We start from the raw sequence: 13062 nt of genomic DNA, 5'->3' as shown, positions 1-13062 counted from the left end.
GGCGGTCACCGTCGAGGGCCCGGGAGGGCGACGACGCCGTCGGGAAGCGGGGGCAGCCCGGCGATCGTGCACAGGAGGTCGGACCAGGCGAGGAGGTGCTCGCCGGCCTCGGGGCCGAGCGGCGTCCACGACGCCCGTAGCTCCATCTCGACGCTCGCGGGGCGGTCGGCGAGGCCGCCGAAGCTCTCGGACACGACACGCGTCACGGTGCCGGCCTCGGCGATGAACGGCACACCGCGCGCCGTGAGCGCGTCGGTCAGCCAGCTCCAGCCGACCTCGCCGAGCAGCGGCTCGGTGGCGAACTCCTCCTCGAGCTCGGCCCGGGCGAAGGTGACGGCGCGCCAGGCGCCGCCCCACGGCTCGGGCTCGGAAGGGTCGTGGAGGAGGACGAACCGGCCCGACGCGAGCTCGGAGTCGGGGTCGTGCGGGTCGATGACGTCGGCGGTCAGCGCGACGGCGTGCGGGGCGATCCGCTGGGGCGCGGGCACCTCGGTGAGCCGCACCTCGGGCCTCAGCCGCGCACGGTGCAGCTCGTCGAGTGCCCGGGTGAAGTCCGGGGACTCCCTCCCGGTCACGGTGCTGCGCGCCACGTGGAGCACAGTAGGACGCGCGCCCGCCCCAGCGCGGCAGGGCGCGCCGAACGGCAGCCGACCGGTCGACCCCTTCCACGCCGCAAGGTTTCCCTTCCACCCCGCAGGGCCCCCGGGGGTCGAGGTGAAAGCAGACCGCGAGAGGGTCCGGTTTCACCTCGACCCGGACGGGCTCGAGTGGGTCGAGGTATCCCGCTACCGGCAGAGGGTCGCCGAATACCTCGACCCGTCGGGGGGAACCGCCCGACCGTCCCCACCGACCCCGGACGCCGCCGCCGGGCCCGCCCCTCGTCGCCTAGCCTGCGGCTGTGCTGAGCCTCCTCGCCCTCGCCTCGTCGGCGGTCTGGGGCACCTCGGACTTCTTCGCCGGTCTCGCGTCGCGGCGCCGCCCGCCCGTCGCGGTCGTCGGCTGGACGCAGGGCTTGGCCCTCCTCGTGGTCTCGGCGATCGTCCTCGTCCGTCGCGACACCGTCACCTTCGAGGGGTGGCCCCTGTGGTCGGTCGCCGCCGGCCTCGCGGGGATGACCGGCCTCGTCTGCTTCTACTCCGCCCTGTCCGCCGGGACGATGGGCGTCGTCGCACCGATCGCCGCCCTCGGCGTCGTCGTGCCCGTCGTCCTCGGCGTGGCGGGCGGCGACACCCCCTCGCCGTGGGCCTGGGTCGGGATGCTCGTCGCGATCATCGGCGTCACGCTGGCCAGCGGCCCCGAGCTGACGGGCGAGGTCTCAGCCCGGCCGGTCGTCCTCGCCTCCGTCGCGGCCCTCGGCTTCGGCCTCGCCCTCTACTGCCTCGACCGCGGCGCCCGCGAGTCCGCGCTCCTCACGCTCTGGGGGATGCGCCTGACGTCGGTGAGCATCCTCGTCGTCGTCGCCCTGCTCGTGCGCTCGACCGGCGGCGTCACCCCGCGCGAGGTCCCCGGTCTCCTCCTCATCGGCTGCGGCGACCTCGGCGCGAACTTCCTCTTCGGCATCGCGTCCTCGCGCGGCGAGGTGAGCATCGCCTCCGTGCTCGGCTCGCTCTACCCCGTCGTGACCATCGTGCTGGCGCGCGTCGTCATCAAGGAACGGCTGCGGCGGGTGCAGCAGGCCGGCGTCGTCCTCGCCCTCGGCGGCGCGGTGCTCATCGCCCTCTGACCGCGGCGTCCGACCCCGCCGGCGGATGGGAGGATGTCGAGCCGTGACGACCTCCCCGAGCCCGGCCGCCGCGCCCGCCTCCGACTCCGCCCTCGTGCGGGCCGCCCGCGGCCTGCCCGTGCCGCACACCCCGGTCTGGTTCATGCGCCAGGCCGGCCGCTCGCTGCCGGAGTACCGCAAGGTCCGCGAGGGCGTCGGGATGCTCGAGTCCTGCCGACGACCCGACCTCGTCACCGAGATCACCCTCCAGCCGGTCCGCCGCCACGGCGTCGACGCGGCGATCTTCTTCTCCGACATCGTCGTGCCGCTCGCCGCCGTCGGCATCGACCTCGACATCGTCGCCGGTGTCGGACCGGTCGTCGCCGAGCCGGTGCGCACGCGCGCCGACCTCGAGCGGCTGCGCGACCTCGTCCCCGAGGACGTCCCCGACATCACCGAGTCGGTCCGGATGCTCACCGCCGAGCTCGGGGCGACGCCGCTCATCGGCTTCGCCGGCGCGCCGTTCACCCTCGCCTCCTACCTCGTCGAGGGCGGCCCGTCGAAGAACCACGAGCACACCAAGGCGCTCATGCACGGCGACCCCGAGCTGTGGCACGACCTGTGCGCCCGGCTCGCCCGCATCTCGGGCGCGTTCCTCCGGGTGCAGGGCGAGGCCGGCGCGTCGGCCCTCCAGCTCTTCGACTCGTGGGCCGGTTTCCTCAGCCGCGCCGACTACGAGCAGTTCGTGGCACCGCACTCCGCCGCCGCGCTCGCCTCCGTCGCGGACCTCGGCGTGCCGCGCATCCACTTCGGCGTCGGCACCGGCGAGCTCCTCACCCTCATGGGCGAGGCGGGCGCCGACGTCGTCGGGGTCGACTACCGGGTGTCGCTGACCGACGCCCTCGAGCGCACGCGCGGGCGCTGGCCGCTCCAGGGCAACCTCGACCCCGCGCTGCTCTTCGCCCCGTGGGAGGCGCTCGAGCGCCGGGTCGTCGAGATCGTCGAGGAGGGCCGGGCCGCTCCCGGGCACGTCTTCAACCTCGGCCACGGCGTCCTGCCGCACACCGACCCCGACGTGCTCACCCGCGTCGTCGAGCTCGTCCACGAGGTCTCCGCGCGGTGACCGGCGACCCGGCGGTGCCCGACGAGCGCGCCATGCTCGACGCGTTCATCGACGAGCACCGCGCCGGGCTGCGCGAGACGCTCGCCGGGTTGACCGAGGAGCAGGCGCGACGCCGGCTGGTGCCGTCCGCGACGACGCTGCTCGGGCTGCTCAAGCACGTGACCTTCGTCGAGCGCGTGTGGTCGGAGGAGGCCGTGCTGCAGCGGCCGCGGACCGAGATCGGGCTGCCCGCGGCGGTCGACGAGACGTTCGTCCTCGACGACGGCGACACGATCGCCTCCGTGCTGGTTGACCACGAGAAGGCCTGCGCCACAGCGCGGTCCATCGCGGCGACCGTCGGCCTCGACGAGCTCGTGCACGGCAACCGGCGCGGGCCGCTGCCGATGCGGTGGGTGCAGCTGCACCTGCTGCGCGAGCTCGCGCAGCACGCGGGGCACGCCGACATCCTCCGCGAGCAGGTGCTCGCCGCGGACGCCCGGGACGCCTGAACCCGTGCCCGCCGACCGTGTCCTCACCGGTGACGGGCTGGCCCTCGAGCCGCTGCGCGTCGAGCACGCCGAGGAGATGGCGAGCGCCCTCGGCGACCCGGCCCTGCACACGGTGATCGAGGGCCGTCCGGCGAGCGCCGACGAGCTGCGCGCCCGCTACTCCCGGCAGCTGCGCGGGCCTGCGGACCCGAGCGAGGAGTGGTGCACCTGGGTCGTGCGCGACGGCGGCGACGGCCCTCTCGTCGGCTACGTCCAGGCGACGCTGACCCGCGACGGAGCCCGCGCCGAGCTCGCGTGGGTCGTCGGGACCCCGTGGCAGGGCAGGGGCGTCGCGCGCCGGGGGGCAGCGCTCGTGCTGGTCGAGGTCCGGCGGCGGGGCGCCGAGGTGGTGCTCGCCCACGTGCGACCGGGCCACGCGCCGTCGGAGGCGGTGGCCCGGTCGCTCGGGATGCGGCCGACGGACGTCGTCGTCGACGGCGAGACCCGGTGGTCCCTGGAGACCGGGGGCCGCTGAGCCTCAGGCCGAGGGGGCGGCCGGCGGGGTCTGCGTCGTCGCGACGGCGACCGGCCGACGGCGGCGCAGCCACGCGACGAGCGGCACGAGGACGACCGCTGCCGCGACGCCGAAGGGCAGGACCGCGCCGAGCAGCGTGAGCACCAGCTGCACGGAGCGGGTGAACGCGTGCCAGCCCGCCGCGAGCCCGGCGACGAACCCGGTCGGCTCCTCGGTCGGCGCGGCCGCGTCGGGTGTCGCGAGCCGGACGGTGACGGGGGAAAGGCTCACCTGGTCGTCGAGCGCGGCGAGCTGCTGCTCCATCGACTCGAGGTCCGCCTGCCGGCGGGACAGCTCGGCCTCGAGGCTGACGACGTCGGCCAGCTTGTCGGCGCGGCCCATGAGGAGGCGGACGCGCTCGACGCTGGCCTTCATCGTCTCGACGCGGGCCGCGGTGTCGACGTACTGACCGGTGACGTCGTCGGTGCTCGTCTGCCGCGAGAGGACCTTGCCGGCCTTCCCGACCTCGTCGAGCGTCGCGTCGAGCTTCGCCGTGGGCACCGAGATGGTGATGGTGCCCCAGCTGCCCTGCGCGGCAGGGTCGCTCGAGACCTCCTCCGCGACGACGAGCCCGCCCTGACGCGTGGCGATCGCTCGCAGCGTCGAGGCGGCCCTCGCGACGTCGCCCACCTCGAGCGAGACGTCGGCGCGCCGCGCCAGCTTGCGCTCGGCCACGGCCGGGACGACCGCCGCCGAGGCGCCGCCCGCTGCGGCCTTGCCGTCCGTGCCCTGCTGGTCCACGGCGGTCGCCGCCTGGTCGCGCGCCTCGACGCTCGCGGCCGGCGCATCGGCCGCACCGCCGGCCGCGGACGACGAGGCGCCGGAGTCGGACGCGCTGCACGCGGCGAGGGCGGTGACGGACAGGACGCCCGCGGCCAGGGCGGCGGCGAGGCGTCGGGACGGGGGGAGGGAGGTGGTGGGCACGGTGACTCCTTCGTCGGTGGCTCGGTCTCCGCTGGGGCGCCGCACCCTCCCGTGGAGTTCCCCGCCGGCGGTCTCGATGTGGTCACGGCTCGGCATCGGCCGGGTCTCGCCGGACCCCGGTCCGCCGCGCCACCCGCGCGGGGGCGCCCGGACGCCCCGTGAGAACCTGAGGACATGCCCGACGCGCCCCCGACCCGGCCCCACGTCGCCGTCGTGGGAGGCGGCATCGCCGGGCTCACCGCGGCGCTCGAGGTCCTCGACGCGCTGCCGGACGTCGACGTCACCGTCCTCGAGGCCGGGGACCGCTTCGGTGGCAAGCTGCGCACCGACGCCGTGGCGGGTCTCCTCGTCGACGTCGGCGCCGAGTCGCTGCTCGCCGTCCGTCCCGAGGCGGTCGGGCTGGCCAAGCGGGTCGGCATCGAGGACGACGACCTCGTCACGCCGGCGACGACCTCCGCCACCCTCTGGTCCCGCGGCGTGCTGCGGCCGCTGCCGCAGGGCACGCTCATGGGCGTCCCGACCGACCCGGAGTCGGCACGCGGGGTGCTCTCGGACGACGAGGTCGCACGCGCGGCCGACCCGCAGCCGTGGCCCGGAGGCGCCGTCCACGACGACGTCTCGGTCGGCGAGTACGTCTCCCACGTGATGGGCCGCGCCGTCGTCGACCGGCTCGTCGAGCCCCTGCTCGGCGGGGTCTACGCCGGCCACGCCGACCGGCTCTCGCTCCGGGCGACGATGCCGGCGCTGTGGCAGCGCGCGGCGGCCGGTGACGCCCCGACCGCTGCACCGCCCGTCCGGCCGCCCGGGCCCGACGCCCCCGCCGCCGCGCCGCGCCAGCCGTTCGCGGGCATCCGCGGCGGCATCGGCCGGCTGCCCGTCGAGGTCGCCGACGCCCTGCGCGCGCGCGGGGCCCTGCTGCGCACCGGTGCCGTCGTCCGTGGCCTCGAGCGCGCCGGCTCGCGCTGGCGCCTCGTCGTCGGCTCCGCGGCCGACCCCGTCGCGGTCGAGGCCGACGCCGTCGTGCTCGCCCTGCCGCCCGCCCCGACCGCACGCCTGCTCGGTGACCTGGCGCCGGCCGCGTCCCGGCTGCTCGGCGAGGTGGAGACCGCGTCGATGGCCGTCGTCACCCTCGCGGTGCGCCGGGACGGGCTGCCCGAGCTGCCCGGGTCGGGCTTCCTCGTGCCGCCGGTCGACGGTCGGAGCATCAAGGCGAGCACCTTCAGCGCGAACAAGTGGGCGTGGGTCGGCGCGCTGTCGACCGACGTCGTGCACCTGCGCGCCTCGCTCGGCCGGGCGGGGGAGGAGGCCGTCCTCCAGCGGGACGACGCGGACCTCGTGACCCTCGCGGTCGCCGAGGTCGGCGAGGCGCTCGGCGCCCCGCTGACGCCTGTCGTCGACCACCACGTCCAGCGCTGGGGCGGCGCGCTGCCGCAGTACGCCGTCGGCCACGTCGAGCGGGTCGCGGGCGTGCGAGCCGACGTCGCGCGCCTCGCCGGCGTCGAGGTGGCCGGCGCCACCTACGACGGCGTCGGCGTGCCGGCCGTCATCGCCTCCGCCACGAGCGCCGCCCGCGCCGTCGTCGAGCACCTGACCTCCGCCGCGGCAGGCGCGGCGAGCACCGCAGCACCCCGAGGAGAGTCGCGATGAGCACCCCCAGCCGCCCCGCCCCGAGCAAGCCCGGCGCGAGCCGCATCCGCGAGATCAACGACACCATCCGCTACGCCATGTGGTCGGTGTTCGCCCTCGCCGAGCCGCTCGGGGACGCCGACCGCGCCGCCCTCGCCGACGAGGTCGAGCAGCTCTTCGCGTCGGTCGGCGCCGAGGACGTCGTGGTCCGCGGCGTCTACGACGTCGCCGGCCTGCGCGCCGACGCCGACCTCATGGTCTGGTGGCACGCACCGACCATCGAGGCGCTCCAGCAGGCGTACCACGCGCTCCTGCGCACCGAGCTCGGGCAGCACCTCGAACCGGTGTGGTCGGTCGCGGCGCTGCACCGCCCGGCCGAGTTCAACAAGAGCCACATCCCGGCGTTCATGGCCGACGAGGAGGCGCGCAAGTACGTCTGCGTCTACCCGTTCGTGCGCTCCTACGAGTGGTACGTCATGGACGACAAGGAGCGCCGCGACATGCTCGTCGAGCACGGGCAGATGGCGCGCGAGTACCCGGACGTGCGCGCCAACACCATCGCGGCGTTCGCCCTCGGCGACTACGAGTGGGTGCTGGCCTTCGAGGCCGACGAGCTGCACCGCATCGTCGACCTCATGCGCGAGCTGCGCGCGTCCAAGGCGCGGCTGCACGTCCGCGAGGAGATCCCCTTCTACACCGGCCCCCTCGTCGAGGTGCGCGACCTCGTCGCCCGCCTGCGCTGACCTCAGCCGCCCCACCCGACCCACCCCGTCCGCACCACGCGTATCGGGTGACCCGATACGACCGCGCTGTACCCGAGAACGGTTGTCGGGTACAGCGCGGCCTTGTCGCCAGCAAGGGCCGTCGTCCACAGGGCGCGTCACCGAGCGCGTTCGTCCACAGATCAGGTCGACCCCGATGACGTGACCCGCCGCGCCGCCCCACGCTGGCCCGATGGACGACGCACTCCGAGCACTGGCTGATGCCCAGGGCGGTGTCTTCACGACGATGCAGGCGCGGCGCGTCGGGGTGGGGGACCGCGGCCTGGCGCGGCTGCGGCGGGACAAGGAGGTGCACGCCGTCGCGCGCTCCGTCTCCAGCACCACGCCGTGGCGCGACGGCCGGCTCGATGCACGGCTCCTCGTGCGGACGCGCGGAGCCCTGGCGCTGTACCCGGACTCGTACGCGGTCGGTGCCTCGGCCCTCGTGCTCGCCGGAGTGCCGATCCACCGGGTGGGCTCCGACCGGGCCGACGTCGCGCGACCCGTCCATCGCGAGGTCCTGACCGACCTGTGCCGGATCCGTCCACCGCACCCGTCGCTGCGGTCCTCGACGCTCCCGTCGACGGCGCCGGCTTTGGCCGAGGCCATCGTGCAGACCGCGCTCGACCACGGCCACGTCGCCGCCGTCGTGGCGGCCGACCATGCCCTGCACCACGGGCTGGTCACCCGCGCCGAGATCGAGGCGGTCGCCGACCTCGTCGAGGGATGGCCCGAGTCGGGCCGAGTGCGGACAGCCGTCGCCCTCATGGACGGACGCTCCGAGTCGGTCGGCGAGACGCTGGCACGCCTGTTCGTCGTGGGCCTGGGCTGGCGCGTCACGCCGCAGCTACCCCTGCAGGACGCCGCCGGGGTCTTCGGCTACGGGGACCTCGGGGTCGACGGCACGAACCTCGTGCTGGAGTTCGACGGGCGGGTCAAGTACGCGAGCGACGCGGACGCGCTCTGGAAGGAGAAGCGCCGCGAGGACCGGGGTCGCAGGCCGGCTACCTCTTCGAGCGCATCATCTGGTCCGAGCTCGATGCGCCGGAGGTCCTGGGACCGCGGCTGACGGCGGCGCGCGCCCGGGCCGAGCGCCGGCCGGACGCCTGACGCAGACGTGCATCCCGGACAACGATGCGCCTCACCCAAGAACGAAACTCGGGTGAGGCGCGGTCGTATCGGGTGACCCGATACGCGTGTGACGAGTGGGGTCGGGGGCGGTGCGGGCGGGTCAGGCGTCCGCGGCGGGGCGCAGCGTCATGCTGATCGAGTTGATGCAGTAGCGCTGGTCGGTCGGGGTGTCGAACCCCTCGCCCTCGAAGACGTGCCCGAGGTGGCTGCCGCACGAGGCGCACCGCACCTCGATGCGCTTCATCCCCATCGAGCGGTCCTCGAGCAGCTCGACGGCGTCGCCGGCCAGCGGGCTCCAGAACGACGGCCAGCCGCAGTGCGACTCGAACTTGGTGTCGGACTCGAACAGCTCGGCGCCGCACGCCCGGCACGCGTAGACGCCGGTCGTCTTGCTGTCGGTGTACTCCCCGACCCACGGGCGCTCGGTCCCGGCCTCGCGGAGCACCTGGTACTCGGCGGGCGAGAGCTGCTCGCGCCACTCGGCGTCGGACTTGCGGACGGCGTACTCGTGACCGGTGGGCTTCATCGTCATGTCCGTCCCAACACCACGCGCGCCCCGATGGTTCCCGCTGCGTCCACCCGCCCGTCGGCACCCGTCGTTAGGCTCCGGGACATGGCCGATGCACAGATCGTCGAGGTCGAGGGGCCGCACGGCGTCCGGCAGGTCCGCCTGAGCAGCCCCGACCGGCTCATGTGGCCCGACGCGGGGATCACGAAGGGCGACCTCGCGGGGTACGTCCAGGCGGTCGGCGACTGCCTCGTGCGCCACATCGGCGACCGCCCGGTCACCCTCCAGCGCTTCCCCGAGGGGATCGAGGGCGAGGAGTTCTACCAGAAGAACCCGCCGAAGGGGATGCCCGACTGGGTCGGCACCGTCGGCTGCCGCTACCCGAGCGGCCGGCGCCACCCGCAGATCGTCGTCGACGAGGTCGCGACCGCCGTCTGGGCCGTGCAGATGAACACGGTCACCTTCCACCCGTGGCCGGTGCGCACCGCCGACACCGACCGTCCGGACGAGCTGCGCATCGACCTCGACCCGCAGCCCGGGCGCACGTTCTCCGACGCCGTCGAGGCGGCCGTCGCCCTGCGCGAGCTGATGGGCGAGCTCGGACTCACGGCCTGGGCCAAGACGAGCGGCAACCGCGGCGTCCACGTCTACGCGCGGGTCGCGCCGACGCACGAGTTCCTCGACGTGCGCCACGGCGTCATCGGCATCGCCCGCGAGCTCGAGCGCCGCCTGCCCGACCTCGTCACCGCGTCGTGGTGGAAGGAGGAGCGCGGTGAGCGCGTCTTCGTCGACTTCAACCAGGCCTGCCGCGACCGGACCATCGCGTCGGCGTACAGCCCGCGCCCGCTGCCCGGTGCACCGGTCTCGATGCCCGTCACGTGGGACGAGCTGCCTACCGTCTCGCCCGGCGACTTCACCGTGCTGACCGTCCCCGACGTGCTCGAGGACCGCGGCGACGCCTGGGAGGGCATCGACGGCGCTGTCGGCGACGTCACCACCGCGATCGCCCTGTGGGACAGGGATGTCGAGGAGCGCGGCCTCGGGGAGCTCAACTTCCCGCCGGACTACCCGAAGATGCCCGGCGAGCCGCCGCGCGTGCAGCCGAGCAAACGCCGCCAGGACAAGGCCGACGCCGAGTACATGGCGCCCAAGGCCGAGCGCGACGCGGCGCTTCGCGAGGAGTGGGGGATGCCCGTCGTGCCCCCGGTCGCGCCGATGCTCGCCAAGCCGGTCAAGGGCCTCGACGCGAAGGTGCTGCGCGACACCGAGGTCGTCTACGAGCCGAAGTGGGACGGGTTCCGCTCCATCGTCTTCCGCTCCGGCGACCGCGTCGAGATCGGCAGCCGCAACGAGAAGCCGATGACGCGCTACTTCCCCGAGGTCGTCGAGGCAGCGCTGGCCAACCTCCCCGAGCGCTGCGTCGTCGACGGCGAGATCATCGTCGTCCGCCCGGGCGAGGACCGGCTCGACTTCGAGCTGCTCAGCCAGCGCATCCACCCGGCGGCCAGCCGGGTCACGAAGCTGTCCGTCGAGACGCCGGCCCGGTTCGTCGCCTTCGACCTCCTCGCGCTCGGCGACGACGACCTGACCGGCCGGCCCTTCGCCGAGCGCCGCGCCCTGCTCGAGGAGGCCCTCGCCGACGCGCAGGCCCCCGTCCACCTCACGCCCGCGACGCGCGACCCCGAGGTCGCGGCCGGGTGGTTCACCGAGTTCGAGGGGGCGGGACTGGACGGGCTCGTCGCCAAGCCGGCCGACGGGGCGTACGAGCCGGACAAGCGGACGATGCTCAAGATCAAGCACGAGCGCACCGCCGACTGCGTCGTCGCCGGGTACCGCACCCACAAGTCCGGCGACGACGTCATCGGCAGCCTGCTCCTCGGCATCCACGACGCCGGCGGAACGCTCGTGTCCGTCGGGGTCATCGGCGCGTTCCCGATGGCCCGCCGCAAGGAGCTGTTCGAGGAGCTCCAGCCGCTCGTCACCGACTTCGACGACCATCCGTGGGCGTGGGCGAAGCAGGAGGAGGGCAACCGGACCCCGCAGAACGCGGCCGGCAGCCGGTGGGCCGCCGGGAAGGACCTCTCCTTCACGCCGCTGCGGCCCGAGCGCGTCGTGGAGGTGCGCTACGACCACATGGAGGGCGTGCGCTTCCGGCACACCGCCCAGTTCGTGCGCTGGCGTCCCGACAAGGACCCGGCGGACTGCACCTACGAGCAGCTGGACGAGCCGGTCTCGTACGACCTCTCGGCCGTCCTGGCCGGGGAGCCCACGTGACCGAGCGCGCGCCGGCCCGCGCCGGCCGTGCCCGTCGTCTCGCCCTCGCCGGCGCTGCCGTCGGGGGGACGGCCGCCCTCGCGTCCGGTGGGGGCTCCGTCGCCGCCGCGGCCTACTTCGCGCGGAGGGTCGTCACCCCGGAGCGGGCGCGACCCGACGACGTCGTCGTCCACTCCGCCGACGCCACGAGCGTCGTCCTCGGCACGACCGCCGAGACGGTCGTCCCCGGCCGCTACGGGCTGTGGCTCGAGGGCGGACTCGGGCACGCGCGCTACGGGGAGGTCCTCGAGCTCGACGCGACGGCCGGCCGCGTCCGCCGCGAGCTGCTCGGGGTCGACCGCGGCGTGCTCGCGCCCGGCACCGCGCGCTTCAACCCGTACTTCCACGGCAGCGCCCCCGACGACAGCCTCGACCTGCCCACCGAGCACGTCACCTACGACGGCGAGCTCGGCCCGATGCCCGCGTGGGTCGTCGCCCCGGGCGGGGTGCCGACCACGCGCTGGGCGGTGCTCGTGCACGGCCGCGGCGCCCGGCGCGAGGAGACGGTCCGCGCTCTCGCGCCCTTGCTCGCCGAAGGATGGACCTGCCTCGTGCCCACCTACCGCAACGACGAGGGCGTCCCCGCCGGCCCCGACGGCCGGTACGCCCTCGGCCTGTCGGAGTGGCGCGACATCGACGCCGCGATGGGCTACGCCCGGCGTCGCGGCGCCGAGGAGCTGCTGCTCGCCGGCTGGTCGATGGGGGGAGCCATCGTGCTCCAGGCCCTCGACCGGTCGGTGCACGCCGACGCGGTCGGGCGGGTCGTCCTCGACGGGCCGGTCGTCGACTGGGGCGACGTCCTCGCGCACCACGCGCACGAGCACCACATCCCGCCGCCGGTCGGCTCGCTCGCGCGCCTGCTGATGCGACACCGGCTCGGGCACCGGCTGGTCGGGGTGCACGAGGGCGTCGACCTCGCCCTCACGGACTGGGTGCGGCGCGCCGACGAGCTGCGCCACCGGGTGCTGCTCATCCACTCCGCCGACGACGAGTTCGTGCCGTTCGGCCCGTCGCTGGCGCTCGCCCAGGCGCGCCCGGACCTCGTCGAGTTCCACGAGTGGCGGCTGGCCCGGCACTGCAAGGAGTGGAACACCGACCCGGAACGGTGGGAGTCGCTCGTCCGCGAGTTCGCTTCGGGCTGAACCGAGTCGGTCGCAGCGGTCAGCGGCGGACGCGCCAGAGGCCGAGCAGGGTGCCCGACTCCTCGAGCAGGAGGTGGGGCCGGAGCGCGACCCCGTCGGGGGCGGCGATCGCCGGCCCGCCGACGATCCGCGGGAAGTCGCCGCCGACCACCACCGGAGCCGTCGTCAGCGCCATCTCGTCGACGACGCGCGCCGCGAGCGCGGTGCCGAGGAGCGACGGTCCGCCCTCGACGAGCACGTGCCGCAGCCCGCGCTCGGCCAGGCGGTCCAGCGCCCCCGGGAGGTCGACCTCGTCGTCGCCGCACACGAGCACCGACTCCTCGCCGAGCACGGAGCGCGCCCGTGAGAGGGCCGCGTCTCCGGCGGACGCGCAGGTGACGAGCAGGCCCGCGCCGCGACCCTCCGTCGGCGTGCGCAGACCCTCGGGCACGCGACCGCTGCGGGTCACGACGACGAGGGCCGCCGGGACGGGGGAGCGGCGGGTCGGCGGGACACGGGTGTAGCCCTCGTCGCGGACGGTGCCGGCCCCCACGAGCACCGCGTCGGCGTGGTCGCGCAGGACGGCGAAGACGCGGTGGTCGGCGGGGGTGTTGACCGAACCGCTCGTCCCGTCCGCGCCGGTGGCGGAGCCGTCGAGCGTCGTCACCATGTTGGAGCGCACCCAGCGGCGGTGCCGCGCAGGGGCGTAGAGGTCGACGAGGTCGGCGGCCGTGACCCGGCTCCCGGGGGAGGCGGGACGGCGGGAGTCGATGAGCACGCGCACGACGGCATCCTCGCAGCCCGGTTCTGCG

Annotated in this window: 13 protein-coding genes; 9 read left to right on the top strand and 4 right to left on the bottom strand. The window is 75.1% G+C overall.

Going from position 1 to position 13062, the window contains the following annotated elements; translation table 11 throughout:
- Positions 1-5 precede the first annotated feature (5 nt).
- Complete coding sequence (locus KMZ30_RS03525) at positions 6-590, bottom strand: DUF3000 domain-containing protein (RefSeq protein ID WP_030529030.1); 585 nt, start codon at positions 588-590, stop codon at positions 6-8.
- A 308-nt stretch (positions 591-898) separates the two neighbouring features.
- Between KMZ30_RS03525 and KMZ30_RS03520 the strand changes: the two genes are divergently transcribed.
- Genes KMZ30_RS03520 through KMZ30_RS03505 form a run of 4 tightly spaced genes read left to right on the top strand, consistent with a single transcriptional unit; the run spans position 899 to position 3827 of the window.
- Positions 899-1723: a DMT family transporter gene (locus tag KMZ30_RS03520; protein ID WP_215511561.1), complete on the top strand. Its 825-nt coding sequence runs from the start codon at positions 899-901 to the stop codon at positions 1721-1723.
- A gap of 25 nt (positions 1724-1748) precedes the next feature.
- Positions 1749-2825, top strand: coding sequence for a uroporphyrinogen decarboxylase (hemE, locus tag KMZ30_RS03515; protein WP_215511562.1), 1077 nt, complete (start codon positions 1749-1751; stop codon positions 2823-2825).
- Positions 2826-2857: 32 nt separating this feature from the next.
- Positions 2858-3313 carry a DinB family protein gene (locus tag KMZ30_RS03510; protein ID WP_215511813.1) on the top strand — a complete coding sequence of 152 codons (456 nt, stop codon included), beginning with the start codon at positions 2858-2860 and terminating at the stop codon, positions 3311-3313.
- A gap of 4 nt (positions 3314-3317) precedes the next feature.
- On the top strand, positions 3318-3827 hold the full coding sequence (locus KMZ30_RS03505; protein WP_308279561.1) for a GNAT family N-acetyltransferase: 510 nt from the start codon (positions 3318-3320) through the stop codon (positions 3825-3827).
- A gap of 3 nt (positions 3828-3830) precedes the next feature.
- Here the strand turns inward: KMZ30_RS03505 and KMZ30_RS03500 are convergent, their stop codons facing one another.
- The gene (locus tag KMZ30_RS03500; RefSeq protein WP_215511563.1) at positions 3831-4790 is read right to left on the bottom strand and encodes a DUF4349 domain-containing protein; all 960 of its coding nucleotides are present in this window, start codon (positions 4788-4790) and stop codon (positions 3831-3833) included.
- Positions 4791-4964: 174 nt separating this feature from the next.
- Between KMZ30_RS03500 and hemG the strand changes: the two genes are divergently transcribed.
- From hemG to KMZ30_RS03485, 3 genes are all read left to right on the top strand, one after another.
- Entirely contained in the window at positions 4965-6437 is a 1473-nt protein-coding gene (gene hemG / locus KMZ30_RS03495) for a protoporphyrinogen oxidase (RefSeq protein WP_215511564.1), read from the top strand.
- A complete protein-coding gene (gene hemQ, locus KMZ30_RS03490) occupies positions 6434-7159 on the top strand; it encodes a hydrogen peroxide-dependent heme synthase (protein WP_215511565.1) in 726 nt (241 codons plus the stop codon). The genes hemG and hemQ overlap by 4 nt, the downstream gene beginning before the upstream one ends.
- Before the next feature lie 211 nt (positions 7160-7370).
- A complete protein-coding gene (locus KMZ30_RS03485; protein ID WP_215519855.1) occupies positions 7371-8246 on the top strand; it encodes a type IV toxin-antitoxin system AbiEi family antitoxin domain-containing protein in 876 nt (291 codons plus the stop codon).
- A 162-nt stretch (positions 8247-8408) separates the two neighbouring features.
- Here KMZ30_RS03485 and msrB read toward each other — a convergent pair whose 3' ends face one another.
- Positions 8409-8840, bottom strand: coding sequence for a peptide-methionine (R)-S-oxide reductase MsrB (gene msrB, locus KMZ30_RS03480; RefSeq protein ID WP_215511567.1), 432 nt, complete (start codon positions 8838-8840; stop codon positions 8409-8411).
- 81 nt (positions 8841-8921) lie between these two features.
- Here msrB and KMZ30_RS03475 point away from each other — a divergent pair, with 81 nt between their 5' ends.
- On the top strand, positions 8922-11090 hold the full coding sequence (locus tag KMZ30_RS03475) for an ATP-dependent DNA ligase (RefSeq protein WP_215511568.1): 2169 nt from the start codon (positions 8922-8924) through the stop codon (positions 11088-11090).
- Positions 11087-12271, top strand: a complete 1185-nt coding sequence (locus KMZ30_RS03470) for an alpha/beta hydrolase family protein (protein ID WP_215511569.1) — start codon at positions 11087-11089, stop codon at positions 12269-12271. Before KMZ30_RS03475 ends, KMZ30_RS03470 begins: the two co-directional genes overlap by 4 nt.
- A 19-nt stretch (positions 12272-12290) precedes the next feature.
- Here the strand turns inward: KMZ30_RS03470 and KMZ30_RS03465 are convergent, their stop codons facing one another.
- Complete coding sequence (locus KMZ30_RS03465) at positions 12291-13034, bottom strand: dihydrofolate reductase family protein (RefSeq protein ID WP_215511570.1); 744 nt, start codon at positions 13032-13034, stop codon at positions 12291-12293.
- Between the last annotated feature and the right edge of the window lie 28 nt (positions 13035-13062).

The organism is Phycicoccus mangrovi, from assembly GCF_018729305.1.
In the GTDB taxonomy this organism is placed as follows: domain Bacteria; phylum Actinomycetota; class Actinomycetes; order Actinomycetales; family Dermatophilaceae; genus Phycicoccus; species Phycicoccus jejuensis.
This window is presented reverse-complemented; position numbering and strand designations above follow the sequence as displayed.